Genomic DNA, 25,475 nt, shown 5'->3' on the forward strand with positions numbered 1-25,475 from the left:
TATAGATTGGAAAATTAACGTTTATTCAACGTAAATTAGGACGCTGTTCTAAATGTTTTGATTAAATGGTGAGAAAATTGATTTCTCGCTGTTTTCTTTTCTTAGATTGGAATGATAATAATCGTGACTAAGAGAAAAACAAATTTAATTTTATTTAGTATCATTTTATTGGCAATTAATATGAGACTGCCCATTACGTCAATCCCGCCTATACTGGGCTCCTTGCAAAAGGCGACCGGTTTACCTAATAGTTCTGCTGGCCTTTTGACCACAATACCCTTGCTGACATTTGCACTGGTTTCACCAATTTTAGCTTGGATTGGAAAAAAGTTTGGCAATGAATTAACCATTCTTTTGTTCTTTTGCTTACTAGTCGTTGGTAGCTTGTTCAGAATCAGCACGTCGATTGCTATGGTCATGGTCGGAACGTTTTTAATTGCACTTGGTATTGACAGCGCCAACGTACTTTTACCTGCCGTTATTAAAGACAGACTTCAGTTTAAGCCAATGTTAGGCGTTAGTGCATATACAACATCGATGAGTCTTGCTGCTGCATTAGGGACTGGATTTGCTGGAGTAATTGTTGCAGGTAGTTCTTTAAGGATTGCCATGATTATTTTAACAATTATCGGAATCATCAGTGTTCTAGGATGGTTACCAATGATTCATAAAACAAATCGTACTAAATTCCAAGTAGCATCGTCAACTTCTCACAAGAGGTCCATTTGGTCGAGCAAAATTAGTTGGTTAATTTCATTATTCTTTGGTCTACAATCTTTAATTTACTATTCTTTGTTGACCTGGCTCCCATCGATTTTTGTTTCTAATGGATTTTCGAGCGTTCAAGCAGGAACCTTCGTAACAATTGTGCAAATCGGGTCATTCCCTTGCGCTTTTGTCGTCCCCTTCTTGGCTGATCGTAAACATGGAGATGCCATTTTAGTTTGGATACTTGGACTTGGCTTCACTTTAGGGACTATTTGTTTTGGAATTAACGGATTAAATGTTTGGTTTGTCTCGCTTGCTTCATTAGTCGTTGGTATTTCTTCAGGAATTGCATTTAATCTTGCAATCGTTTATTTTGCTCAAAAATCGATAAACGCTGAAGAAACTGCCGAAATTTCAGGAATGGCACAGACAGTAGGTTATCTATTGGCAGCAGTTGGTCCTGTTGTCTTCGGTTATCTTCAAAGCTTTTTCCACTCTTGGGGACCAGTTTTGATTATTTCAATAATATTATCAATTTGTTTGCTGATTGTCGGAATTTTTTTAAACAAACAAAAATCCGTGTTTTAAGACATCCAGGAACGTTTAAAGTTTTTTAAGTAACATCATTACATTTACTATGAAAGAGGTAAAGAGCATGAAAAAAAGAACTCTAGGAAAAGATTTAGAAGTTTCAACTATCGGATATGGAGCTATGGGTTTATCCCATGCTTATGGAGAGGCATTAGATAAAAAAGATGCTATTCAGTTAATCCATGATGCATATGATCAAGGCTATACTTTGTTCGATACAGCGTCTGCCTATGTTGGAAAATACGCAGATGGAAGTACTGCAATCAATGAAGAATTAGTTGGTGAAGCGATTCGTCCATTTAGAAATAAGATTACTCTGGCCACTAAAGGTGGAGTTAGTTTTGAAGGTAACAATTTATTGATTGACGCCAGTCCAAAAAGTTTAAGAAGAAGTGTCGAGAATAGTCTTCGTCAATTAAATGTTGATACGATTGATCTTTATTATCAACACATGCAAGATCCAAAGGTAGAACCCGAAGTTGTTGCGGAAACCATGGGAGAATTGATTAAAGAAGGAAAAATCCGTCATTGGGGAATTTCTAACGCCGATGCTGATTATATAAAACGTGCTGATGACGTAACTAAGGTTACAGCCGTTCAGGGTAAGTTAAATATGATCTCTCGTCAAAGTGAAGAACTGTTTCCAATGTTGTCAGAGCGTAATATTGGATTTGTTGCATATTCTCCATTGGCTAGTGGTTTCTTAACAAGCAATTCTAAACCAATTTTGGATAAAAATAATAATTTGGATTTTCGTAATAGAATGCATCAATACACTACAGATGGAATGGATGAAGCTAAAGATATCTCACAAATGATTGCAAAATTAGCTAAGCAGAAAAATGCTACATCAGCACAAATCTCATTGGCTTGGCTACTCAAAAAGGAATCATGGATTGTTCCCATCCCTGGTACAAGAAAGCAGCAAAGACTGATTGACAATGCTCAAGCTGCAGACATCGAATTGACCGATGAAGAAGAAAATGATATAGACTCTTTGCTGGAAAAAGTAGATTATGAGCAATTCGAAAATAAATAACTATTTAATCACCACTAAGTCATCCCTAGAAATATTTACTTTACTAACATTAAAAAGATAATGAGACCATGTAGTACGGTTATTGAAAGCCAATGTTAATTCCTCGTCCAAAGTCAACTTACCTTTTTGTAGTTTTGATTTCAGTTCATAAATAAATTCACTTTTAGGAAGTGCTCCTATTGCTAAACACTTTCCAGTTTCATCCAGCAAGACAAAGTTACTTAGCGATCGAAGATACCCAAATGGAGCCATCACTTTTCTTGAAGTAAGGCTTAAAATTCCTCCATGTTCGTATAAAGCAGTTAAAAGCTGTAGAACATTTGCTCTATCGACTAAGATTTGCCGATTATAATTGCCATAAGATAGCCAAGTAACTGCGTTGTCAGGTAAATTACTAATTATTACTTTAGGTAATGTTGATACATTGGTATACGATAAAATTCTTCTAATTTTAGGATCTTGCATAACGGAAGGACTATTTTGAAAATCTTTTCTAAGCAATTTAATTAGGTCTATAAAGTCAGCGAGATAGTAATTAAATCCAGGAGTATCCATGTTAATCAGGATACGTTTTGCAATACAGAAAGCGACAGCATCCTGATATTTTGGACATGAGTGTTTCATTGCGTCTTCGTATGCTGTAAATATATCGTACAGTCTTGGGTTTTTGTATGACGTCGTTGTCGTGCCACTATGCTTGAAATAATGATAAAAAGGCTTTTGAATATAGGAAATCTTATTACATGTTGTCAACATGTCCAAAATAATATCTAAATCTTCATAAACCATAGACTTATATGTAAATTTTTCCCACAGACTTCTTTTATAGATTTTATTCCAAGAATAGGCATTGTTTAGACCATGCTTGATATATTCAGATATATCTATATTGTTGCTTTCATGTGACAAACTATGCAGACTTGTCTTTCGATTTTCCCAATCAAAAATTTTGTTAACATCACAGACAACAATATCAGAATCGTTTTTCTCAGCTTTCTCATACATGGATTTAAACATATCATTGTCAACCCAGTCATCTGCATCTAGAAAACCAATATATTTACCTTGAGCGGTTTTTATACCTAGATTTCTGGATGGTCCTTGACCTTGGTTCTCATGATGAATAACCTTGAATTTTGAAGGAGCTTCTCTCATATATTCATCACAAATGCTTCCAGTCAAGTCAGTACTACCATCATCGACAATAATAAATTCTAGTCCTTCATTCATAGTTTGGTGCTTCAAAGAATCTAAACATCGCTTTATATAATTTTCTTCATTGTATGCAGTTACGATAACGGATAATTTCATATGACTAATATTCTCCTATAAGAGCATTATTTTGTTACAGAATCCAAGTGATTAGGCTTTTGTTCGCACTTTCACAACAAAAGAATACATCTTCTTTTATCGTTTGTTAACGCTTTTATGAAAAGAAGTCAGATGCACATGGTACCTATTTTATTTATCGTAGAAAAGTAAGATAATATAATTATTAGTAAATGACTTATTGAGTTTTTAAGAATGTGAGGGATTTTGTATGACTATACTTTTAGGCATAGGATTAATAATTTTGGCAATCTTTGCTATCGTTGGCAATATCAGTAATTCAAAACAATTCGGCAGAAAAATTTTGTCAGATAAGTTATATTTTTATATTTTAGTATTGGTTGGTGGCATAGTTTTAATCATCTTTTAAGCTTTGGCATTGATCATATACAATCACTTCTAAAGAATAACGTTGTAAGAATTTGAAGAAATTCATAAAAACCAATCAATTCATAAAAAATCATGAATTGATTGGTTTTATTTTTAATAATTATTCATTTCTAATAGATACAATGATACTTACCGAAATCAATCCCAGACCAATAAAAAATCCTGATTTGATTGATTCGTTTAAAAATAGCCAGCCTAATAATGTCCCAACAATTGGTTGAAATAAGAAGAATAATCCTGATGTTGGGCTGTGAAATAATACTAATCCCTTGTTCCAAAGGAAAAAGGCAATTGCAGTTGAAACAATTCCCAAATACAAAAGACTAAGCCAAATGTGTAGACTACCCCAAGATATATTAACAAGCGTATTTCTCTGTATAAAAATAATAGGAGTTAAACAAACAATTGCAACAAGGGTAGCTAGGAAAGTCACTTGAATAATGCTATATTTTTCATCTATCAATTCGATAAGAACTGACATTAGAGCCCATGTGAGACCTGCAATGAAAAGAAAGATTACTCCTAATAGTAAATTCTTACCACTAAATCGAAGACCAATGATTGATACCACACCTAAAATAGCAAAGATTAAACTGATCCATTTATTTTTGGTAGGTTTAATTTTCAATAATGGCCAACTGAAAATTATCATAAATGCTGGCGTTGTCGTTGTGATAACTGATCCTAATTGTGCCGATGAAAACATTGTTCCACTCTCTTGTGCAACTATAGAAATTGTGTCACCAATAAGTCCTACCATAAATATCAATAATAGGTTTTTTCTATCCCAGTGCCATTTGATCTTTGCTACTAGGGCGATTATTAATAACGCGATAGAACCAATTAGATATCTTAACCAAACTAGTTGAATCGGTGGAATCTCCTTGACGACGGATTTTACGACGACAAACATACCACCCCAAATACATGCTGATATTGCCAAATAAATACTACCTATTAATTTATTCTTATTCAAAATACAAAAACCTCCGCTTTATTTACTTATAAATTAAGTAATCAGCGGATTTCACACCACTGATTAGCGGTATGAAGGAACATCACATTCAAATAAAGGTGAATATAACAAAATGAAAACCTCCCCTAACTAAAATATGATTTTTATTATATGATTGGATCAAAAGAAACGCAAATTCAAGTTTGGATAAAGCACAAAATTAAGTACTATTCAATGATATTATTTCACATCCCTTTTAGATAACTGTTGGTCCAGAAGAATTAATAAGAGTGATCGAATCGTCTATGTTGTAACAAAATCCTCAATCATTATTAATTTTAAAGAAAAACTCTAGTAACGCTTGATTTCAAAGCTGTTACTAGAGTTTTTCTTTCATTAAATATTGATTATCTTGATCTACGAGCAAATCAATAAAATCATCAACTACATCGGATGTTTTTCGTTGTTTACTCCAAATTAATTGTTGTTTGATTGAATCTGTATCTTGTAATGGCAGGAATTTTAATTTTGAAGTATTACCGACAAAGGCACCACTAGCACATAGAGGATAAGCAGTTTGATTTTCGGCTAGATAAAGTGAATTTGAAACTAAATTTTGAGTACCAACAATTTGCAACTTCTCCAAAGGTATTTTCAATAAAGAACTCATTTCCGATTGCATAATACTATTGCGAGTAATGAAGATAGGTAATTTCTGCAATTCTTGCTGAGAAATAGTCTGTTCATCCGGCAAAATATTTTTAGAGACAACAATCCCCCATTGATCCGTTAAATTCAAATTTTGTACGTAATACTTAGCAGTTTCGCTAGGCTTTAAAACAACCCCCAAGTCAAGCAGTCCTTGATCGAGACGTTCTTGGATATCCGTACTGTCTAAATCATACAATTCAAATTTTACAGCTGGATATTTTTGATGATATAGTTTAATGCTTTTGGCAATCAATTCAGCAGCATTAGCCTCAATACAACCAATAGTGATCGTGCCAACAACATTATTTTCCACCTGTTGAGCCTTTTTCTTAGCATTATCCAACATCGAAATTATTTTGTGAGCATCCCTTTGATACTGGACGCCAGCACGAGTCAGTATCATTTGACGTTGTTTTCTGATAAAGAGCTCTGTTCCCAACTCCTCTTCTAATGTTTTTAATTGTCGGCTCAAAGTAGGTTGAGTAACATGCAGCTCCCTAGACGCTTTCGAAATTGTTCCGGCTTTAGCAATAGCTAAGAAGTATTTTAATAATCTAGTTTCCAATATTTTCTCCTAATATACATGAATTGAATAGGTATTAAGTCAATATAAGTATTTTACATATATAACTTACTCTTTTAAGATTATCTTAGTCAATAAAAGAGGAGTGATGACTGTGAAGACAGTTACTTTGAATAATAATTTAAACATGCCACAATTAGGTTTAGGAACAATAAATGTCGAAAAACTACCTGAGATTTTGCCAGAAGCAATTGACGTCGGTTATCGTTTAATTGATACAGCAGCTAATTACAATAATGAGACCGAGGTTGGTATCGGCATCAAAAATAGTTCTGTTAATCGAGAAGATTTATTCGTTACTTCTAAACTAAAGATCCAAACAGACGGCTACAATGGAACTCTAAAAGCCTTCGAGGATTCGTTGAAGAAATTGCAATTAGATTATTTAGATTTATATCTAATTCATCAACCTTACGGGGATGTCTTTGGCGAATGGCGCGCTTTGGAAAAACTATATCATGATGGAAAAGTTAAGGCTATCGGTGTCTCTAATTTTGCCCCCTTCCAATTAGCTGACTTGAGTTTTCATAGTGAAATCAAGCCGATGGTGGACCAAATTGAAATGCATCCTTTCTTTCAAGAAACTGCTCAAACACAATATGCACTTCAAAACGATATTCAACCAGAATCATGGTCTCCTTTTGGGGAAACTATCAAAGTTTTAAGCAAGTTGCCTATTCTTAAAAGTGTTGCAGAGCAACACGATAAAGCGGTTGCACAAATTATTTTACGTTGGTTAATGCAGCGAAACGTTGTCGCCATCCCACGTTCAGGCAATCTCCAACATTTAAAAGAAAACATTGATATCTTTGACTTTGATCTTTCAAGTAAGGAAATGGATTTGATATCGCAATTAGATACCAATCACTCTACTTTTATCGATCATTTGACTGCTGATGGCGCAGAATTTTTATCGAAAGTAAATTAATGAGGTTTAAATATTGAAAATATACGACATGAATTCAAAACTTTATCAAGATGGAGTTCAAGAGAGTAAACGTTCCAAATCGCTTTGCTTTAAGCTTAACCAAACAGATCCTAGTGATATTAAAACTAGAGCATATCTAGAAGAGTTGTTTGAAGATCGCTTGCCAGATGACAGTAACATCTGGACGCCAACACAGATTGATCGAGCTAAGCCAATCAAGATTGGACATAATGTTTTTATCAATCACAGTTTGATTACAGTGGCTTTAGGCGGAATAGTAATTGATGATAACGTTCAAATTGCCCCTGAAGTTACACTGTTGACAGCTAATCACGATATCGAACATATGAATATTCTAAAGACTGCTCCAATTCATATTAAAGAAGGTGCTTGGATCGGTGCTAAAGCTATCCTTTTGCCCGGATTTACGATTGGCGAGCATGCCATTGTCGGTGCTGGAGCCATAGTAACTAAAGATGTTGAACCTTATAATGTTGTTGGCGGCAATCCCGCAAAAGTTATTAAAAAATTAAATAAATAAGCAAAAATCTCACCAGAAATTTATGGTGAGATTTTTTTACTAACTTTATAATAACTTTTTAATAGCTTCTGATAGATCTGGTAATGGTTGACCATTTAATTCATCGAAAGTACTTTGACTAGCTTGATCTTCTCCATTATTCCCCTTAATAGTATAATCTTGATAAGATTTAGAGATCATTGTAAATTGTTGATTAACGCCGGCTCCATTTAATTTTGAGACAAACTCATCGGCAGAAACTTTTTTAATATCCAATTTCTCGCCTAAAGCTTTTTGAGTAGCTAAGCCTAATTCCTGATAAGTTATCGGTGTTCGAGCAAGATCTAAAATCTCTTGGTCACTACCATTAACAATTACCTTTGCACCAATCTTGGCGTATTCACTCTTCAAAGCAAAAGTCGTTTTACCTTTGTCAGCGAAGTATAGAAATTGTTTCGTCTTCTTAGCGTAATCAATTAAAGATTGGGCGATTTCTAAATACCAGCCATTGCGCAAGAACGTATGAGCAATACCCGAGTCCTTGATCCATTGTTCAGTTTGTGAATGATTTATTTCGAGTCCAAACTTAGAATATTGTGGATCTAAAATACTAGTATAAGCGATATATTTAACATTATTGAAGACGGCCGCATCTACCACGTTTTTTTGAATGTTAGGAATCGATACGGAAACGAAGAGTAGACGGTCAATTCCTTTTAAAGCTTTTTTCATTGATTCTAGATCTGAGAAATCACCGATTCTAACGTTGATACCTTTAGCCTTTAAAGCAGCACCTTTAGCTTCACTTCTAACCAAAGCATATAAGTTATCTTTTTTAGTTATTTTTTGAAGATATTCCAAGGCATAGTGACCATATCCACCACTAGCGCCTGTTACTAAAACATTCATATGTGTGTATTCTCCTTACGTTGAATTATTAATCGTAAGTACATTGTAAAGACTTGATTATTATATTTCACTAGATGAAAGTATTAAAGTATATAGTAAATAGATGAAATATCATTTTTATATAAATAGAATACGTTTAAAAAACGTTAATTTCTTAAGAAAGGAACCTTTAAAATGCCGTTCAAAACGCCTTTAGCCGACCTCATGCGTCCTAAAAAACTAAGCCAGATGGTTGGTCAACAAGAATTGTTAAAAGTTGGACAACCCTTGCGACAGATTATTGATAAGAATGTGAATATCCCTTTAATACTTTGGGGAGCTCCAGGGACTGGAAAAACTAGTTTAGCCCAAATAATTGCTAAGCAAAATAACTACCCCTTCGTCTCATTCAATGCCTCAACTGATAATAAAGCCAAATTGACTAAGTTAATCGATCAATACCCAGACCAGTCGTTTGTTTTATTAATCGACGAAATTCATCGTATGACCAAGACTTTGCAGGATTTTCTACTGCCCTATTTAGAAAATGGGCACATTATGCTAATCGGTTCAACTACTGAAAATCCTATCATGTCAATCGTACCGGCAATTCGTTCTAGATGTCAGATTTTCGAATTTAAAGCGCTCAGTGAAGACGATATAGTTATTACCTTGAATCGAGCAATAAAAGAAGTATATAAATTGACCGATGAACAAGTTGACCCTAAAGCTTTGAAATTAATCGCTATTTCAGCCGACGGGGATCTGCGAATCGCCTTAAATATTTTAGAAACGATTCACGCTATTAATTCCGATAAAATAACAGTTGATGACGTTAAACAATTTTCCAAGCAGCAACATTTCAGTTACGATAAAAAAGCCACTAAGCATTATGATTACTTAGCAGCATATTCTGATTCAATGGCAGGTTCTGACACCGACGCTGCCCTGTATTACTTAGCGGTGCTCTTAAAGAATAACGATTTGCCATCAGTCGTTCGCCGATTACGGGAAATTCCTTATACGTATATCGGTTTAGCCAATCCACAACAAGTCACTCAAATCGTTGTAGCAGCCAATCAAGCTGAAAAAGTTGGGATGCCTAAGGCTAAATATTCCTTGATGTTTGCCACAATGTTGATGTGTATCTCACCGAAGTCCGGTTCCTTTGATGAAATTTGGGAGCGGTTGGATGAAGATACCAATCACCCTAACGAACATCCCATGCCTAAAGGACTACGCGATATGCACTATAAGCATTCTGAAGAAATCACTGGCGGTGGCTTGATAGATTCACCCTTTGCGCAACCACATCAGATTGCCCAACAAAATTATATGCCTAAAGGTTTAGAAGGACGGCGCTACTATTATCCTAAGGACAACAGTAATGAAAGAAAGCTTGGCAAGCAGTATCTGAAATTACATCGCTTTATTTATCAAAAAGATTATCCTGAATAAATTTCAAAAACGTTATGTTTTAGTATGCATAAAATGAAATGATTTCACTTCAAAATAGGTATTTTACATGACCTCACTATCAACTTATGCTTAAAGTAAGTAGATTTATCTTATGACGATTGTATCTATAAAATAGGCAGCACTAACTTCGATAGATCTAATAAAAGTCTACTAACACATAATGATAAGGAAGTTTTTCGATGAATAAGAATGTATTACTATTAGGCGCCTCTGGTACAGCGGGATCTGCCGTTAGACAAGCATTATTGTCACAAACAGAGACACATTTAACACTAGTTTCTCGACACGCCAGTCGAATGATGCCAACTCCAGGACGTGAAACTATAGCTGAGCTTAATGTACACGACCATAGTGCATTAGTTAAAGCTATGCAAGGACAAGATGTGGTCTTTTCTGCATTGTCATCTGAAAATGGTGATTTTGATGAACTCGCTTCACTCGCCCAAGATGTCATTAAAGCCATGCAAGAATGCCATATTAGCCGCTTAATTTTTATGGTTGCTATGGGTATCTATAATGAGATTCCGGAGTCGGTTGGAGCTCAAGATAATGTTCAAAACAATTCGGCACAGATTCATAATCTCCGTGCGGCTAAAGTAATCGAAGCATCTTCATTAGATTACACACTTTTGCGTCCAGGCTTTTTAATTTCTGGCCCTAAAGATGTTGTGATTACACATCGTAATGAGAAAGTTTCAGGCAATACTACTGCCGTTTCATCAGTTGGTGAAGTTGCTGTTCGTTTAATTACAGGAGATATCGATGCCATTCATGATAGCTTGGGTCTCAATCAGCCCGCTATTAAGAAGTAAGCGTCTAAAAAAGACTTCTTCCGTTATTAGGAGAAGTCTTTTTGAATACTTACGTGTTTTTTTACCCACTCAGTCAAGGTAATCATCATATCGTCATTGTCTGTAGTATTAGTTACATCAAGTATCAGGTTTTCACCTTCATCTGTTGAAAAGTTTAACTCAATCCCATTTATACTGAGAAATGTTAATCCAGACAAAAGTGCTGTTCTTTTATTTCCATCGATGAAGATATGCTTTTTAGTAACCTTTTGGATGATAAAGGCCGCTTTGATCCAGACATTAGGGTATAGTTCTTTGCCAAATACTACCTGTTTAGGTTGATTGACCACTAAATCTAAACCTTGCGGGTATTGAATTCCGATAGAGTCACTATTTGAACGTTTAAGAACCAATTGATTAATAGCAATAAATTCTTCCGGTGTTAAATAAATCATAAGTTTTCCAACCTTTTCATTAGATCAGCATGATCATCATATAATTTGTTGGCAGTTTCTAAAACATTAGGGCGTACTTTCTCAATCTTCTTAAATGTTATCTCCTTACCATCTGGTGAGATAGTTTTTTCAAAGCGAGTTTTATCATCAGCATTTAGAAACTCACTATCTTTTTTAGAAATGGGAAAAGCATAGGAGTCGCCATCTTTAATCATTATTACAACTTGCTTTAAATCTTCTGGATTAATCATTTATACCAGCTCCTTTGTACGTATATTATAGGTCATAATACATATATAAAGCCATTTTTAACTAGACTCCATCTGATTCAACTTTTGCTTTGATAATTTTCTCGGTACCATCATCAATGGCAATTTGATAGTAATCGCATTTCCATTTGATTTCAGACAGAGTCTCTTGTAGTTCCTGTATTTGCTTCAAGACAATCTTTTCACGTTTCTTAAACACATCAAGCCGAGTTTCTAAGGTCGAGTCACCCGCTTGAATCAAAGCAACGTATTTTTTTATATCCTTGACGGGCATCCCAGTCTTTTTCAAACATTCTATTGATTGAATCATGTTTATATTGGAAGCGTCAAAAATTCTTGTCCCGTTTTGATCTCTTTTTAAGTCGGGAATCAATCCTATATCATCATAGTAGCGAATAGCTGATTTGGATAAACCAAATTTTTCCCCTACTTCAGTAATATTATACATTTTCATAAAAAAACTTCCTTTTTTTACTTGCGTTCAAGTTAACTTGAACGACTACAATTCATTTTATCAAGTTAATTGGAGGAAACAAGTATGAGTTTGAAAGATAAAGTAATAATTATTATGGGAGCATCCAGTGGCATGGGAGCAGCAACTGCTAATTTATTGGCTCAAAGTGGAGCAAAATTATCTATCGCTGCCCGTCGTTTAGATAAATTAGAGGTAATTAAAAAGCAAAATCCTGCGGCAGATATTTTAACTTTTAAAGCTGACGTTACTAAAATTAATGAGGTACAAGCCGTAGTTGATCAGACTGTTAAAACATATGGACATGTCGATGTAATGTGGAACAATGCCGGAATTATGCCTGTCAACGAATTAAGAAAGGGTGCTAGAAATGAATGGGACAATTTGATCAATATTAATATTCATGGAGTTTTAAATGGAATCAATGCTGTTTTGCCTACAATGATTCAGCAAGGCTTTGGACATATTATTTCGACCGATTCCGTAGCCGGCTTTGTAACGCATGCTAAATTTGCTGTTTATGCCGGTACTAAGGCTGCCGTACGTTCAATAATGGAAGGATTACGTCAAGAAGAAGGAAAAAATGGGATTAAGTCGACAACCATTTATCCCGGACAAGTAGCAACTGAATTAGCTACTTCAATCAATAATGATAAATTACGTCAAAAGATCTCTAATGATATCAAGGAACCATCAATGAGCGTTTTACAACCTGATGAGATTGCTAAAACCGTAGCTTTTGTGATTGATACACCAAAGAATATGTCTATTAATGAGTTAGTAATTCGTCCAACTGCTGAATTGTAGTGATATATATTTAATAAAAAGAGCTGACAAACTGTCAGCTCTTTTTACATGTTAATTATTATTCTGAATTTGATTTGAAAATTCTAAAGGACTACAACACGTTTACCACTGGCTTTGCCTGATTCAAGGTCACTTTGAGCTAAGCTTGCTTCTTCTAATCCATGATAAGCTTTAGCAATTGGAACAGATATTTCGTGTATTTCAATTTTTTTCAAAACTGAATCAAAAACATCTGCTGGAAGATCACTTGCTTCACCAGCATAACTAGTTAAATAAACGCCGGTTGGTATCATGAATGGTGAAAAGTTATCAATCGTCCATTTCCCTCCTAAAGCACCAGTAAAGCAAGCATAGCCTCCCTTTTTCAAGAAACTCATATCTTGGAATAAAGTGTCAAGACCAACTAGTTCCAATACCTTATCGACTCCTGCGGGAGTTATTTTTTTGACATTCTTTTCGAATTCTTGATCGTCTAGTAATGGATAATCGACACCATATTTTTTCAAAGTATCTATTTTTTTAGGATTACGACTAGTTGCAATAACCGTAACCCCTAAATCTTTAGCAATAACCCCTGCCATTAAACCAACGGTTGAAGTACCGCCCCTAATTAATAAAACATCATCTTTTTTAAGCTGTAATCCTTCATTTAAGGAACCGTAAGCTGTTTGCAGCATTTCTGGTAAAGCACCAACAGTTTCCCAATCTAGTTGTGTTTCAATAGGAATAACATTTTCTTCCTTAACCAATGTATATTCAGCGTATGTTCCGTCGATAGCACGTCCTAAACCACCCATCATAGTGGCAACTTTTTGACCGACTTTAAAAGAACTATCGTCATTGACTTCTGCGACAACACCGGTACCTTCGATACCTAATATTCTAGGATAAGAAAAGTCCCCATCTGACTCTCCCTTGCGGCTGGTAACCTCAGATTCATTAACGCCAAAGGCTTTGACATTTATTAAAACATATCCTGGTTTAATAGTTGGTTTGTCTACCAATCTAGGTACTAAGTCTTCAACTTTACAACTGTGTTCAATTTTAATAGCCTTCATTTTTGTGTTTTCCATAATGATATTCCTCTCTAATTTATGATTTACCAAATAATATTTGAACTTTCTTTACTATTTAAATCCTAAACTATACCGTGCCGTTACAGTCAATGGTTTCTGAAAAGATATTAATTTTAAAATCAAAAAACAGCTAGACCAATTACGGTCTAACTGCTAAAACGATCTATTTATTCCCAATCGTAATTGGTTGGGTCTTGCAAACCACGCCCAGTTGCTTTATCGAGCATAATTCTTTGTTCAAAGTGAGCAACGTTGCGCTTTGTTGCCTTAACCATGTCAGGGTTAACTGAAACGTAGTCGATACCACATTGAATTAAGAAGTTGGTAAAGTCTGGATATTCAGAAGGTGCTTGACCACAGATTGAAACAGTTTTGCCATCTTTATGAGCAGCCTTGATCAAGTGTTTAATAGCACGCTTTACAGCTAAATTACGCTCATCAAAGAGACTTGCAACTGTATCATTGTTACGATCACAACCAAGAATCAACATTGCTAAATCGTTAGAACCGATTGAGTAGCCGTCAATGTATTGATTGAATTGATCAGCAAGAATGATGTTTGAAGGAATCTCAGCCATCATGTAAATCTTGAAGTCAGCACTACGTACTAATCCTTCGCCTCTCATAATGTCAGTAACTTTTCTAGCTTCATCAACAGTTCTGACAAATGGAATCATAACATTCAAATTCTTCAATCCAAATTCATTCCGAACTTTCTTAACGGCACCTAATTCGAGTTTAAAGGCTTCAATATATTTAGGATCATAATAACGTGAGGCACCACGCCAACCTAATAGATCAGCTGGTTCATGTGGTTCATACTTCTCTCCACCCTTTAGATTACGATATTCACTTGATTTGAAGTCTGAAAGACGTAAGATAACTGGTCTTGGCGACATTGCCCGAGCAACTTTAGAAATTCCATCGGCTAACATATCAATGACTTTTTCTGGGTGTCCTTGCTCGATCAAATATAGTGGGTGTTCATGGATAAAGGTTGTCCAGAGGAACTCTTCTCTCATTAGACCAATTCCGTCAGCTGGAAGTGTTGAGTACTTGTCAGCTAAGTCTGGATCGCCTAGATTCATCATAACTCCAGTAGCTGTTGGAGCAAATGTTTCTGCAGCAACTACTTGACCGCTTTGTGTGGATGCAGCCGGTTTCTTAAGCATGCTGGCAACTTTACCGTCATAAACGATACCATTTGTAGCATCGACAGTAATAACATCGCCAGTCTTCAAAACATCAGTGGCAGCAACTTTTTTACTCTTTGTACCAACAATACATGGAATCTGCATTTCTCTAGAAACGATAGCAGCGTGGCAAGTCATACCACCATTGTTAGTAACAATAGCAGCAGCTTTCTTCATGGCTGGGACCCAATCAGGTGAAGTCATCAATGTAACAAGGATTTCACCCTTCTTGAATTGATCAATATCATCAGGATTGTCGATTACGTGAACAACTCCGCTAGCTACTCCAGGACTTGCTGGCAATCCACGAACCAAAACTTTACTATCAGCTTCTGAAACCACGTTATCACCTTCGTTTTCAGTAGTCTTCTTTTCCTTATTTCTTTGTGACCAAACTGTTTCTGGACGAGCTTGGACGAGCCAAAGTTTATCAGTGCTTTTATCTAAGGCATATTCCATATCCATGTAACAGCCATAGTGGCGTTCGATTTCTTTAGCATAGCCAGCTAATTCAATAACTTGTTTATCTGTCAAAACTTGTTTGTCTTGTAATTCTTCAGGAACAGCTTCTTCCTTTGTTCCTTCAATTGGGTCTCTGACTAATTGAATAGTTTGTTTAACAACATTTTTCTCAACTATTTTCATAGATTGTTTGTCGACAACAAAGTGATTAGGTGTAACCTTCCCTAAGACAATGTATTCGCCAAGACCATAAATTGAATCAATAACAATCTTAGATGCATCGCCATTAGTAACATCTACTGAGAACATAATCCCTGAAGCTTTGGAGAAGACCATCATTTGAACAGCGGCTGACAAAGCAACTTTTTCATGTGGGAAGTGTTGCTTGTGTCTGTAGTAAGTTGCCCGATCAGTAAATAGTGACGAATAGCATTGTTGAACTCTATTAACAACATCATCTTTGCCTTTAATATTTAAGTAAGATTCCTGTTGACCAGCAAATGATGCGTTAGGTAAATCTTCAGCTGTAGCGGATGATCTGATGGCAACAAAGGGATCTTTTTGACCCATTTTCTCAGATAAATCAGTATAACCTTTTTTGATATCTTCAGCCAAATCATCAGGCATCTTTGCGTCAACAATCAAATTTCTGATTTTTTCACAGGCCTTATGAAGCTCATCTGAATTTTCATAGTCCTTGATACTTTCTAGTAATTCATTAACTTTATCGTTTAGTCCTGTTTGACTCATAAAATATCGATATGCACGTGCAGTTGTAGCAAAACCATATGGTACTGGAATATTCATTGACGAAGTCATCTCTCCAAGTGAAGATGACTTACCTCCTACTAAATTGACATCCTTTCGATGTAAATCTTCGAACCATAAAACATTTGCAGTATCACGACTACTCATAGTATTTGCCTCCTTGAATTTTATATTCTAAATCATTCCTAAACTATAAATGTAACCGCTTTCTTATTACAAATACATTATAGTTCAATCACTCACAAAATGTTACCTTATTTTATGATTTTAGTTTTAAAATTCATTTTATACTCTTTTGAATCAAGTATAATTATATGATATATACGTTAATATATAGGCATTCAATAGACGAAGTGTCTATTGATAAGTAATTTATTTAATCGCTTGATCACAAAGATAAACTATTCACAATGTTGTCATTAAACTCAAGATTTAATTCAATAATTTACCCGAAAATAGATAGTTCTATTAATGATTTAAGTACAAAAAAGACTGATTTATGTAAAAATCAGTCTTTTTGTATTTAAAGATTTTCTTTAAAGAATTTATCAAATTTATCAAATGGAATTAAATCCATTTGATCATATAAATCAGTATGAGTAGCTCCAGGTACAATAACCAATTCTTTTGGATCCTTCAGGCGGTCGTATGACTCTTCAGCCATATAGCGTGAATGAGCTTTTTCTCCAGTTACAATCAAAGCTGGACGCGGTGAAATAGTCTCAATGTGTGCTTGTAAATGGAAATTATAATATCCAAGCGGTGTAGTGGCAGTCCATGCAGCTGCAGAATTAACTGAACGAGGATGGAAGGCTCTGCCACGATAATAATTATAGAATTCTGTTGTTACCGGATCAGCATTCTTTGGCAATTTTTCTGGGAGAATTGTATCGGATTGCAAAGGTTTATTATTTTCATCAAATGGTAATTCATGAAGACCTCGGGCAGGAATGCGATTTTTAGCATCTTCCCAACGCTGTTGTGCCAAGGTGTGCTTCTCTATTTCACGTTGCTTTTCAGTTTTGGAATTATTCATCCCCATCCACATAGAATCGGACATATCATACATAACTGATGTAGCAACGGCTTTGATACGGACATCGACTGAAGCAGCAGTCAAAACGTGGCTACCTAATCCACAAATACCAATAGCTCCAATCCTGTCGCAATTGACAAATTTCTGTAGACCAATGAAGTCAACGGCAGCTGAGAAGTCTTCGACAAAGATATCAGGAGAAGCAACATTTCTGACACTGCCAGAACTTTCGCCTGTAGTTGATTGGTCAAATGCTACTGTTACAAAACCACGCTCGGCCAGAGTTTGGGCATACAAACCGCTTGATTGCTCTTTAACGGCACCAAATGGCCCAGAGATTACGATGGCAGGATACTCTTTACTGTCATCGAAGTCTGTTGGTAAATATAAATGTCCAGCTAGAATAAAACCATAGCGATTTTTGAAACGAACATTTTGAACGTCTATTTTCGGATTAATTTTAAAAACACGTGTATCATTAGCTAATTTACTCATAAATTATATTTCCCTTCTTTATTAAACATCTTGTCTGATAGGACGAATGATAACCTCGTTAACGTCCATATTAGCTGGAGAACTGATGGCAAAAGCTACGGACTTAGCAATATTTTCCGCTGACAAACCAATCTGGTTTTCTACATTGATTTCAGCCTTTTGATTTTCAGGATTATTGATAGATTTATAAAGCTCAGTCGAAACAGAACCTGGTGAAACGATTGTCGTTCGAATATTATTCTGATGCTGTTCCTGACGTAATCCTTCCATGATTGCTCTGACAGCAAATTTTGATCCATTGTAAACTGCTAGAGTTGGCACAACAACATGACCAGCAACGGAATCAGTTGCAATAATATGACCTGACTTCTGCTTGACCATGGTTGGTAAGACTGCAGCAATCCCATTGAGGACGCCCATAACATTAACGTTTAAAATCTGTTGCCATTCGTCACGAGCACGGTTAATCAAAGCATTGACTGGCATAATTCCTGCATTGTTATATAAAACGTCTATCCGACCAAACTTTTCGTTGGCAGTATCAATTAAAGCTTGTACTTCATCGAAATTAGTAACGTCGACTTTTTGAGTAATAATCTCTTCATCAGGAAATTCAGCTTTCAAATCATTCAGTCGATCTAACCTTCTAGCTCCAATGACTAATTTGGCGTGATTTTTGGCTAATTCTTTCGTTGTGGCAGCACCAATTCCACTTGATGCACCAGTTATTACAACAACTTTGTTTTCTATACTCATAGAATAATCTCCTTTATTTTTTATTAATTTTTTTTGCAGGATTCCCGCTCACTTCAACATTGTCAATAACTTTTTTGGTAACGACAGATCCAGGATCAACTATTGAATTTTCACCAACAGTGACACCAGGTAAAATGGTCACTTGTCCGCCAATATTAGCATTTTGCTTAATTCTGATAGGCTTTTTACTTAAATTATCTTTGGAGTAATTAGTAGTCAATAATGTTGTGTTAGGACCGATGATTACATCGTCGTCAATTTGGATACCACCAATATCAACCATCGTGACGTTGCTGTTGATAAAAACGTTTTGTTTAATTTTAATGTTTCTTCCATAATCGGTGTGAAAAGGCAATCTGATTTCATTATTAGGATTCAATTTATATCCTAATATTTCGCTCAATAATTGATTGATCTCTTGTGAACAGAAATGACCAGTATTCAAATGTTGAAGCAAGCGCTGGTTCTGTTCCACTAGACGTTGATCAACTTTAAATAAATCAGTTTGGCATGTCATGACAAATCCTCTTTCCATCGAATAGCTATAGTATAAGATGATTTGCCAAACATGTGAAATACTTCTAAAATATACATAAGTATAATCAAAAGCTATGGAAGCTGGTGTAATTTTGGAATTAAGAATCTTACGTTACTTTTTAGCCGTAGCTCAGGAGAAAAATATTACAAGAGCTGCTGAAAAATTATTGGTCTCACAACCCACCCTATCAAAGCAATTATCTGATTTCGAAAAAGAATTAGGTACCAAATTATTTATTCGAGGACATCGCCAAATAACTCTAACCTCTGAGGGTGTTTATTTAAAATCAAAAGCCGAAGAGATTATTTCACTTGCTGACAAAACATCATTGAATATTAAAAATGATCAGATCATCAGTGGAGACCTAACTATTGGTGCTGGAGAAAGCATTGGGATGAAACGAATCATAGATATTATGGGAAACATTAATCAAGATTATCCTGATGTCAAAATACATTTAATTAGCGGGATGGCTGATGAAATGGAAACCTTGCTTAATCAAGGCAATTTGGATTTCGCTGTTTTCATGGGAGAACGAGATTTAAATGAATATAACTATTTACAGATGCCGGAGACTGATGAGTGGGGATTAATAATGCGCAAGGATTCCTTATTAGCGGATAATGATTTTATTTCTCCAAAAGATTTGTTAGGTAAACCATTGCTTATTTCTGCACAAGAAATCTCCAAAAGTCGCTTTAAAAATTGGTGGGGAAATTTAGGTTCAAAAATGAATATTATGGGAACCTTTACCTTAGTCTTTAACGCTGAGCTATTAGTAGAAAATGGTAATGCTTATATGATGAGTTTCAATCATCTAATTGACAAAACTCACCAGGACAAATTGACCTTCCGCCCACTCAATCCACCTATGATAGAACCTATTACCGTAGTTTGGAAGAAAAATACAGTCCTTTCAAAAGTTGCTCAGTTATTTGTTAAAAGATTGCAGGCTTCATTACATAATGAAGATTTATAACTTTTTAAACTATATAAAAGCTCCTTAATTATATAGACTATTTGAAGTCCATACAACTAAGGAGCTTATTTTGTATTTAAGTTTTTCTAGGGTTACATAATTTTATTTTAAATAAGTTGTGAAAAATATAGTTGAATACCAATTAAATGTGTCCCCTTATTTTCCTTAATATGTACTCACAAAGATGAATTAACGCAGTAATTTCATAGGATGCTGACAGGCGTCTTCTGTGGAAAACTAATGCATAGTTCTTCGTCTAAAGAATGAACTTACCCATAGAATTAACATTCTCCATTTTAGGGAAAATATAGGCAAAACGGGGGCTATTTGTAATAAATAGCCCCTGCAAAATGTTGACGTATCAAGCCGAAAAAATTATAATATATTGATGGGGGCTATTTATCAGTGTATTGTAAAAATAACCCCTTCAATAAAACGAAAAATTTAACCTAAAAAAGACGTAAATTTAGACCAAAGAATTATATTAATGATAAATATGAACTTTTTTCAATTTAGAATGGAGAAATAATGAAACAATTGGTTTTACCGATTAAGGACAGTAATATATTAAGTGAAGTTCAAGATACTCTATTGCGAAATTTTAAATACGGACGCAGAAACTATACGATTTTTCAAACTGGCAAAGCCACCCTACTTCGAGTTTCCGATGTTTTAGCTTTAAAATATAATGATATTTTTGACGAGTATGATGAATTAAGGAAAACAGCATTTATTCATGATAAAAAAACTGGCAAACCTAACACTCTGTATTTAAAACCAATTAATCGTGATTTATTGATTTATCAAAAATGGTTGTTAGAAAACAAAATTAATTCTGAATGGTTATTTCCATCAATGCAGAGACCTGAGCGTCACATAACTGAAAAACAATTTTACAAAATAATGTCTAAAACTGGTGATCTGTTGAATATTAATTATCTTGGTACGCATACGATGAGAAAAACCGGAGCTTATCGTGTTTACATTCAATCGAATTATAATATCGGTCTAGTAATGAGATTATTGAATCATAGTAGTCAACAAATGACTTTGGCTTACTTGGGATTAGATCAGGAATCACGTGAAGCAATGCTTGATCAAATTGATTTTGGATAAAAAAAGGAATAAAACATATTTCACTTTTAAGTGAAATCGTGTTTTATTCCATATTTAATTTAATATAAGAAACCTTAATTAAGTGCCAATTGATTTTGTTGAATCCAAGCGTTAGTTCCGATACGATACATTTTAACATTCGTCAATGGGTTAACAGCTCTTCTATCAACAATCCAGGCTGACTTAGGAGCAACCGTAGCACCGGTATAGTTACCATTATTATCATAAACCTTAGCAGTGGTTGTTGCTGTTACGGTTGTGCCTGCCAAGAAACTAGCCCAAGGTAATGCATCATTGGCTGAAACAAAACCATTGGTAGATACGTGGTAATAGAAGTTACCGTCAATAATAGCAATGATATCGGATGCCCAAGAAGTATCTGGAGCTAAGGACAAGTCAACTCGTTTATTACCATTACGATCGTAGATAGGAGTAACTTTGTCCTTAGTAGTTACGCCACCACGAACATCAGCTACGGAATAGTTATCTCTATTTGTGTAATCTGGATTAGTGCGACCAGAATCAGCTAAATCATATTTAGAAACGTTGGCGTAATCATTTTCATTAGTTAAGTAGTAAGCATAAATATCGTTAGCATTATATTGACTATGTGAGGCTTGATTATTTCCCATTTCTTGTGAGAAGTAAACCATTCCGTCTGAACCAACACTCACCCCAATACCAACATAATTGATATAAGGATTTAGCATGTTCTTTCTATGACCATAATTAGGCTCGGGATCATATGTTTCACTGTAAAATTCATGCGTAATTTTTTGAGCAATAACGGTTGGATCAGTTGAATTGATCATTGAATAAGGCATTTGAGCGATATTCTCTTCTGCATCTAAATAATACGGATACATGTCGGCTGAATTCCAACCGGCATGATTGTCGACACTACCTGTTTGAATAAAACTGTCGGTTCTCTTTTGAGCATAATTATTAAGTTCTGCAACTTCACTTAATGGCATTAGACCATTTTGAGAACGCAAACGATTCAATTCGTTAAACATAGCTGTTTTAACAGCCATGATATCAATATTGCTGTACGTAGATTGAGTTTTAGCAACTCCGTTGGCACTATTTGTATTAGTAGTTACACTACTATTAGCGTCAGATGATGTGGAAGTTGCTGGATTCACAACTTGATTGTTTGTATCACTATTATTATTTGTAGCAGTTTCTACGTTTTTATTAGTATCGCTGTCAGCAGTTGTTACACTTGTCGTGGAATTATTTACATCAGAATTAGTATCAGCGTAAACAATGTTCCCTCCCAGACTTGTGGTAAGAAGTGCGGCTGCGGCTAATAAAATAGCTGCTCTCTTAGTTTTAGAAAACATGATACTCCCCTTTTCCTTGTGAAAATATGCTTATACTTATTTTACCTCATAAACATTATTAATAAAGCTTTAGCTATAATAAATATTTTATATTATTTCATTAAAATAAAAAAGCCTTTCGGCTTCATATTAAGATTTTTCAAAATCTCTAATCCAGGCAATTGCTAAGGCGTCTTTGCCTAAATGAGCTCCAATAACAGGTCCAAAATATGAACGATCGATGGTTACGTCAGGATATTTCTCATGTATCTCACTTGCCCAACGGTCTCCATCTTTTCTGTCGTCAGCGTCTATTACTAATAATCTCAATGGATAATCAACCGAGTCCATAGCTTTAGAAAGTTTTTCTTCAGCTTTCAATTTAGCCTTTTTTATTGAACGTACCTTGTCATAAGCTACGATCTTGTGAGTTTGGTCATCGAATTCTAATAATGGCTTAATATTTAAAACGGTACCAATAACTGCTGAGGTATTAGATAATCTTCCACCTTTAACTAGATTCTTTAAATCGTTGACGACAAAAGATTCACCAATAGAACTTCTTAAGGTATCCAGAAGATCAATTATTTCATCGAGTGGTTTATTTTCCTGAGACATCCTAGCAGCCTCTTGTGCTAAGTAGCCCATTAAGCGTACAGTTATATGAGAGTCGTAGACAACTACGTTAATATTATCAATTGTTTTAGCAGCACTCTTAAGATTATTTACGAATCCGGAGATTGTACTTGCTAAATGAATTGAAATTACGGTATCATAGCCTTCTTTAGCCAATTTATCGTATATTTTCATCATTTCACCAATCGAAGGTTGTGCTGTTGATGGTAACTCTGGTGATTCCTGTAGTAATTTATAGAATTCAGATGTAGTAATATCAATATCTTCACGATATGTTTTAGTATTAAATACTACCTCTATTGGCACAACTGTTATATTATATTTATCGACTGTTTCTTGTGGCAAATAAGATGTACTATCTGTTACAATGGCTATTTTCATAAATTTATCAATTCCTTGTTTGGTTACGTATAATGATTGTATAACCATTAGATTATATCATATTCAATCAATTTTATTTTTGTTACACCACAAAAGTTTCAGAATTTATCATGTAAGAATGGAAAGGAAGCAAAATATGTCTTTTGACGGAATGTTTACCCATGTTATGGTAAACGAATTAAACCAGAATTTGCGCGGTGGACGAATTGCCAAGATTCAACAGCCTTTTGCTAATGAATTGATCTTGACGGTTAGAAGTAATCGAAAGAACCAACAGTTACTTTTATCAGCTCATCCCTCATATGCTCGAGTTCAAATAACTGATCAGCCCTTCGCAAATCCTGCTAAACCCTCCACTTTTGTTATGTCTTTGAGAAAATACATCACTAGTGCGATTGTACAAGATTTTAAACAGCTCAACAATGACCGAATCGTTATTATTGACCTTAGTGCTAAAAATGAATTAGGAGATATTCATGAATATACTTTGATCACAGAAATCATGAGTCGTCACAGTAATATCTTTTTAGTTAATAAGGAAAACGGTAAGATAATTGATTTAGTTAAACGTGTTTCACCCGAGAATAATAGTTTTCGTGGACTCTTACCCGGCGACGATTATAAATTGCCACCTGCTCAAAATAAGATTAATCCTTTTGAACAAAATGATGAAAGTCTATCAGATTTAACTGCTAGTGATTTGCGTAGTAAATATGAAGGAATCGGCTTAGATACTTCAGCTGAATTAGAAGCTTTTCTGAATGATGGCAATACATTGTCTGATTTTATCAATTTATATCAGAACAATCTTCATCCTAACAGTGCTAATTCCAATAGTAAGCACAAGCTAGGCTTTTTCCCAATTGCTTTTACTAATACAACACAGGAAGTTAAGAGCTTCGCAACTTTAAGTGAATTATTGGATAATTATTATTTGGATAAAGCTCGAGTAGACAGAATCGAACAGCAGACTAAGAGTATCACACGTCGCTTAGATATTATTTTGAAAAAGGATAAATCTAAGATCAAGAAACTAAACAAACAACTTGATCAGACTAAGATTATGAGTAAATACAATTTGTATGGAGAATTATTAACTACTTATATGTCGAAAGTGAAACGCGGTTCTTCAACAATTACTTTAACCAATTATTATAATAATGAAGATGTGAAAATAAAACTTAATCCAGAATATTCTCCTTCTGAAAATGCTCAGCATTATTATAAAAAATATCGGAAATTACAAAATTCGATTCCCCATATTAATGAGCAATTAGAAATTACGACAAACGAAGTTAACTATCTTGAGTCAGTCTTAGCCTCTCTTGACTATGTTGATATTGAAGATGTTGATGGCATTGTCGATGAATTGATTGATTCTGGATATATCAAGAAAAGACGTAAGAATGCTCGTAAGAAGCGCAAGAAACATATTGGCGAGGATTTCAGATCAACTAACGGTATTGATATTACTGTTGGTAAAAACAATCTTGAAAATGACCAATTAACAATGAAGCTTTCTCAAAAAAATCATTACTGGTTCCACGTTAAAGATATTCCCGGTTCACACGTCATTTTAAAGACGAGTGATCCTGATGAACAATCAATCACAGAGGCTGCTACAATTGCCGCCTATTATTCAAAGGCACGTGAATCTAGCAAGGTTCCGGTTGATTATGTTCAGATTAGAAATATCCGTAAACCTAATGGCGCTAAACCAGGCTTCGTCATCTTTGAAGGTCAAAAAACAATTTTAGTTGACCCTGATCGTCAAATGGTTGCTGATTTGAAGAAATAGT

The 25,475-nt window shown here is 34.9% G+C and carries 25 protein-coding genes; 11 read left to right on the forward strand and 14 right to left on the reverse strand.

All coding sequences use genetic code 11. From position 1 onward, the window contains the following. Window positions 1-111 precede the first annotated feature (111 nt). Both LA20249_RS02735 and LA20249_RS02740 read left to right on the forward strand, forming a co-directional pair. Complete coding sequence (locus LA20249_RS02735; RefSeq protein WP_083477962.1) at window positions 112-1,296, forward strand: MFS transporter; 1,185 nt, start codon at window positions 112-114, stop codon at window positions 1,294-1,296. A 67-nt stretch (window positions 1,297-1,363) separates the two neighbouring features. Further along, window positions 1,364-2,338: an aldo/keto reductase gene (locus LA20249_RS02740; RefSeq protein WP_057739575.1), complete on the forward strand. Its 975-nt coding sequence runs from the start codon at window positions 1,364-1,366 to the stop codon at window positions 2,336-2,338. On the opposite strand, the gene LA20249_RS02745 is transcribed toward LA20249_RS02740, so the two are convergent. Beyond that, window positions 2,339-3,649 (reverse strand): glycosyltransferase family 2 protein, encoded by a 1,311-nt coding sequence (locus tag LA20249_RS02745; protein WP_057739577.1) that lies wholly within the window; start codon window positions 3,647-3,649, stop codon window positions 2,339-2,341. Window positions 3,650-3,878: 229 nt separating this feature from the next. Between LA20249_RS02745 and LA20249_RS11645 the strand changes: the two genes are divergently transcribed. Then, window positions 3,879-4,037, forward strand: a complete 159-nt coding sequence (locus LA20249_RS11645) for a hypothetical protein (protein WP_157054446.1) — start codon at window positions 3,879-3,881, stop codon at window positions 4,035-4,037. A gap of 120 nt (window positions 4,038-4,157) precedes the next feature. Here LA20249_RS11645 and LA20249_RS02750 read toward each other — a convergent pair whose 3' ends face one another. Together LA20249_RS02750 and LA20249_RS02760 are read right to left on the reverse strand one after the other, a co-directional pair. After that, window positions 4,158-5,033, reverse strand: a complete 876-nt coding sequence (locus tag LA20249_RS02750) for a DMT family transporter (RefSeq protein ID WP_057739579.1) — start codon at window positions 5,031-5,033, stop codon at window positions 4,158-4,160. Window positions 5,034-5,391: 358 nt separating this feature from the next. Continuing rightward, the gene (locus tag LA20249_RS02760) at window positions 5,392-6,288 is read right to left on the reverse strand and encodes a LysR family transcriptional regulator (RefSeq protein WP_057739581.1); all 897 of its coding nucleotides are present in this window, start codon (window positions 6,286-6,288) and stop codon (window positions 5,392-5,394) included. A gap of 106 nt (window positions 6,289-6,394) precedes the next feature. Here LA20249_RS02760 and LA20249_RS02765 point away from each other — a divergent pair, with 106 nt between their 5' ends. Together LA20249_RS02765 and LA20249_RS02770 are read left to right on the forward strand one after the other, a co-directional pair. After that, entirely contained in the window at window positions 6,395-7,234 is an 840-nt protein-coding gene (locus LA20249_RS02765; protein WP_083477963.1) for an aldo/keto reductase, read from the forward strand. Window positions 7,235-7,247: 13 nt separating this feature from the next. Next, window positions 7,248-7,775, forward strand: a complete 528-nt coding sequence (locus tag LA20249_RS02770) for a DapH/DapD/GlmU-related protein (RefSeq protein ID WP_199488139.1) — start codon at window positions 7,248-7,250, stop codon at window positions 7,773-7,775. A 45-nt stretch (window positions 7,776-7,820) separates the two neighbouring features. Here LA20249_RS02770 and LA20249_RS02775 read toward each other — a convergent pair whose 3' ends face one another. Further along, complete coding sequence (locus LA20249_RS02775) at window positions 7,821-8,663, reverse strand: NAD(P)H-binding protein (protein ID WP_057739583.1); 843 nt, start codon at window positions 8,661-8,663, stop codon at window positions 7,821-7,823. Window positions 8,664-8,837: 174 nt separating this feature from the next. On the opposite strand from LA20249_RS02775, the gene LA20249_RS02780 reads away from it, so the two are divergent. After that, window positions 8,838-10,100 carry a replication-associated recombination protein A gene (locus LA20249_RS02780; RefSeq protein WP_057739585.1) on the forward strand — a complete coding sequence of 421 codons (1,263 nt, stop codon included), beginning with the start codon at window positions 8,838-8,840 and terminating at the stop codon, window positions 10,098-10,100. Between the two features lie 200 nt (window positions 10,101-10,300). Beyond that, window positions 10,301-10,933, forward strand: coding sequence for an NAD(P)H-binding protein (locus tag LA20249_RS02785; RefSeq protein WP_057739587.1), 633 nt, complete (start codon window positions 10,301-10,303; stop codon window positions 10,931-10,933). A gap of 26 nt (window positions 10,934-10,959) precedes the next feature. On the opposite strand, the gene LA20249_RS02790 is transcribed toward LA20249_RS02785, so the two are convergent. The 3 genes from LA20249_RS02790 to LA20249_RS02800 form a co-directional block, all read right to left on the reverse strand. Beyond that, window positions 10,960-11,367 (reverse strand): type II toxin-antitoxin system death-on-curing family toxin, encoded by a 408-nt coding sequence (locus LA20249_RS02790; RefSeq protein ID WP_057739589.1) that lies wholly within the window; start codon window positions 11,365-11,367, stop codon window positions 10,960-10,962. Next, complete coding sequence (locus LA20249_RS02795; RefSeq protein WP_057739591.1) at window positions 11,364-11,618, reverse strand: hypothetical protein; 255 nt, start codon at window positions 11,616-11,618, stop codon at window positions 11,364-11,366. The genes LA20249_RS02790 and LA20249_RS02795 overlap by 4 nt, the downstream gene beginning before the upstream one ends. A 61-nt stretch (window positions 11,619-11,679) precedes the next feature. Then, window positions 11,680-12,090 carry a MerR family transcriptional regulator gene (locus LA20249_RS02800; protein ID WP_057739593.1) on the reverse strand — a complete coding sequence of 137 codons (411 nt, stop codon included), beginning with the start codon at window positions 12,088-12,090 and terminating at the stop codon, window positions 11,680-11,682. Between the two features lie 84 nt (window positions 12,091-12,174). On the opposite strand from LA20249_RS02800, the gene LA20249_RS02805 reads away from it, so the two are divergent. After that, the gene (locus tag LA20249_RS02805; protein ID WP_057739594.1) at window positions 12,175-12,915 is read left to right on the forward strand and encodes an SDR family oxidoreductase; all 741 of its coding nucleotides are present in this window, start codon (window positions 12,175-12,177) and stop codon (window positions 12,913-12,915) included. 83 nt (window positions 12,916-12,998) lie between these two features. Here LA20249_RS02805 and LA20249_RS02810 read toward each other — a convergent pair whose 3' ends face one another. The 5 genes from LA20249_RS02810 to LA20249_RS02830 all read right to left on the reverse strand — a co-directional run bounded on the left by LA20249_RS02810 (window position 12,999) and on the right by LA20249_RS02830 (window position 19,218). Beyond that, a complete protein-coding gene (locus tag LA20249_RS02810; RefSeq protein ID WP_235806782.1) occupies window positions 12,999-13,988 on the reverse strand; it encodes a zinc-binding dehydrogenase in 990 nt (329 codons plus the stop codon). 170 nt (window positions 13,989-14,158) lie between these two features. Beyond that, a complete protein-coding gene (ppsA, locus tag LA20249_RS02815; RefSeq protein WP_057739597.1) occupies window positions 14,159-16,561 on the reverse strand; it encodes a phosphoenolpyruvate synthase in 2,403 nt (800 codons plus the stop codon). A gap of 376 nt (window positions 16,562-16,937) precedes the next feature. Beyond that, entirely contained in the window at window positions 16,938-17,945 is a 1,008-nt protein-coding gene (locus tag LA20249_RS02820) for an alpha/beta hydrolase (protein WP_057739599.1), read from the reverse strand. A 21-nt stretch (window positions 17,946-17,966) separates the two neighbouring features. Next, a complete protein-coding gene (locus LA20249_RS02825; protein ID WP_057739601.1) occupies window positions 17,967-18,701 on the reverse strand; it encodes an SDR family oxidoreductase in 735 nt (244 codons plus the stop codon). 13 nt (window positions 18,702-18,714) lie between these two features. Further along, complete coding sequence (locus LA20249_RS02830) at window positions 18,715-19,218, reverse strand: DapH/DapD/GlmU-related protein (RefSeq protein ID WP_057739604.1); 504 nt, start codon at window positions 19,216-19,218, stop codon at window positions 18,715-18,717. 112 nt (window positions 19,219-19,330) lie between these two features. Here LA20249_RS02830 and LA20249_RS02835 point away from each other — a divergent pair, with 112 nt between their 5' ends. Then, entirely contained in the window at window positions 19,331-20,218 is an 888-nt protein-coding gene (locus LA20249_RS02835) for a LysR family transcriptional regulator (protein WP_057739606.1), read from the forward strand. 528 nt (window positions 20,219-20,746) lie between these two features. Beyond that, complete coding sequence (locus tag LA20249_RS02840; RefSeq protein WP_057739608.1) at window positions 20,747-21,334, forward strand: site-specific integrase; 588 nt, start codon at window positions 20,747-20,749, stop codon at window positions 21,332-21,334. Between the two features lie 74 nt (window positions 21,335-21,408). Here LA20249_RS02840 and LA20249_RS02845 read toward each other — a convergent pair whose 3' ends face one another. Together LA20249_RS02845 and LA20249_RS02850 are read right to left on the reverse strand one after the other, a co-directional pair. Continuing rightward, window positions 21,409-22,680, reverse strand: a complete 1,272-nt coding sequence (locus LA20249_RS02845; RefSeq protein ID WP_057739610.1) for a CAP domain-containing protein — start codon at window positions 22,678-22,680, stop codon at window positions 21,409-21,411. Window positions 22,681-22,809: 129 nt separating this feature from the next. Then, entirely contained in the window at window positions 22,810-23,676 is an 867-nt protein-coding gene (locus LA20249_RS02850) for a DegV family protein (RefSeq protein ID WP_057739872.1), read from the reverse strand. Between the two features lie 136 nt (window positions 23,677-23,812). On the opposite strand from LA20249_RS02850, the gene LA20249_RS02855 reads away from it, so the two are divergent. Next, on the forward strand, window positions 23,813-25,474 hold the full coding sequence (locus LA20249_RS02855) for an Rqc2 family fibronectin-binding protein (RefSeq protein ID WP_057739612.1): 1,662 nt from the start codon (window positions 23,813-23,815) through the stop codon (window positions 25,472-25,474). The last annotated feature ends 1 nt before the right edge of the window (window position 25,475 follow it).

This window comes from Companilactobacillus alimentarius DSM 20249, assembly GCF_002849895.1.
Classification (GTDB): domain Bacteria; phylum Bacillota; class Bacilli; order Lactobacillales; family Lactobacillaceae; genus Companilactobacillus; species Companilactobacillus alimentarius.

Excerpts from the sequence above, each read along its gene's own strand:
- LA20249_RS02840 (WP_057739608.1), top strand. The coding sequence starts at position 20,747 with ATGAAACAATTGGTTTTACCGATTAAGGACAGTAATATATTAAGTGAA.
- LA20249_RS02775 (WP_057739583.1), bottom strand. The coding sequence starts at position 8,663 with ATGAATGTTTTAGTAACAGGCGCTAGTGGTGGATATGGTCACTATGCC.
- ppsA (WP_057739597.1), bottom strand. The coding sequence starts at position 16,561 with ATGAGTAGTCGTGATACTGCAAATGTTTTATGGTTCGAAGATTTACAT.
- LA20249_RS02785 (WP_057739587.1), top strand. The coding sequence starts at position 10,301 with ATGAATAAGAATGTATTACTATTAGGCGCCTCTGGTACAGCGGGATCT.
- LA20249_RS02810 (WP_235806782.1), bottom strand. The coding sequence starts at position 13,988 with ATGGAAAACACAAAAATGAAGGCTATTAAAATTGAACACAGTTGTAAA.
- LA20249_RS02830 (WP_057739604.1), bottom strand. The coding sequence starts at position 19,218 with ATGACATGCCAAACTGATTTATTTAAAGTTGATCAACGTCTAGTGGAA.
- LA20249_RS02795 (WP_057739591.1), bottom strand. The coding sequence starts at position 11,618 with ATGATTAATCCAGAAGATTTAAAGCAAGTTGTAATAATGATTAAAGAT.
- LA20249_RS02745 (WP_057739577.1), bottom strand. The coding sequence starts at position 3,649 with ATGAAATTATCCGTTATCGTAACTGCATACAATGAAGAAAATTATATA.
- LA20249_RS02765 (WP_083477963.1), top strand. The coding sequence starts at position 6,395 with ATGACTGTGAAGACAGTTACTTTGAATAATAATTTAAACATGCCACAA.
- LA20249_RS02820 (WP_057739599.1), bottom strand. The coding sequence starts at position 17,945 with ATGAGTAAATTAGCTAATGATACACGTGTTTTTAAAATTAATCCGAAA.
- LA20249_RS02855 (WP_057739612.1), top strand. The coding sequence starts at position 23,813 with ATGTCTTTTGACGGAATGTTTACCCATGTTATGGTAAACGAATTAAAC.
- LA20249_RS02800 (WP_057739593.1), bottom strand. The coding sequence starts at position 12,090 with ATGAAAATGTATAATATTACTGAAGTAGGGGAAAAATTTGGTTTATCC.
- LA20249_RS11645 (WP_157054446.1), top strand. The coding sequence starts at position 3,879 with ATGACTATACTTTTAGGCATAGGATTAATAATTTTGGCAATCTTTGCT.
- LA20249_RS02845 (WP_057739610.1), bottom strand. The coding sequence starts at position 22,680 with ATGTTTTCTAAAACTAAGAGAGCAGCTATTTTATTAGCCGCAGCCGCA.
- LA20249_RS02850 (WP_057739872.1), bottom strand. The coding sequence starts at position 23,676 with ATGAAAATAGCCATTGTAACAGATAGTACATCTTATTTGCCACAAGAA.
- LA20249_RS02735 (WP_083477962.1), top strand. The coding sequence starts at position 112 with ATGATAATAATCGTGACTAAGAGAAAAACAAATTTAATTTTATTTAGT.
- LA20249_RS02790 (WP_057739589.1), bottom strand. The coding sequence starts at position 11,367 with ATGATTTATTTAACACCGGAAGAATTTATTGCTATTAATCAATTGGTT.
- LA20249_RS02780 (WP_057739585.1), top strand. The coding sequence starts at position 8,838 with ATGCCGTTCAAAACGCCTTTAGCCGACCTCATGCGTCCTAAAAAACTA.
- LA20249_RS02740 (WP_057739575.1), top strand. The coding sequence starts at position 1,364 with ATGAAAAAAAGAACTCTAGGAAAAGATTTAGAAGTTTCAACTATCGGA.
- LA20249_RS02805 (WP_057739594.1), top strand. The coding sequence starts at position 12,175 with ATGAGTTTGAAAGATAAAGTAATAATTATTATGGGAGCATCCAGTGGC.
- LA20249_RS02825 (WP_057739601.1), bottom strand. The coding sequence starts at position 18,701 with ATGAGTATAGAAAACAAAGTTGTTGTAATAACTGGTGCATCAAGTGGA.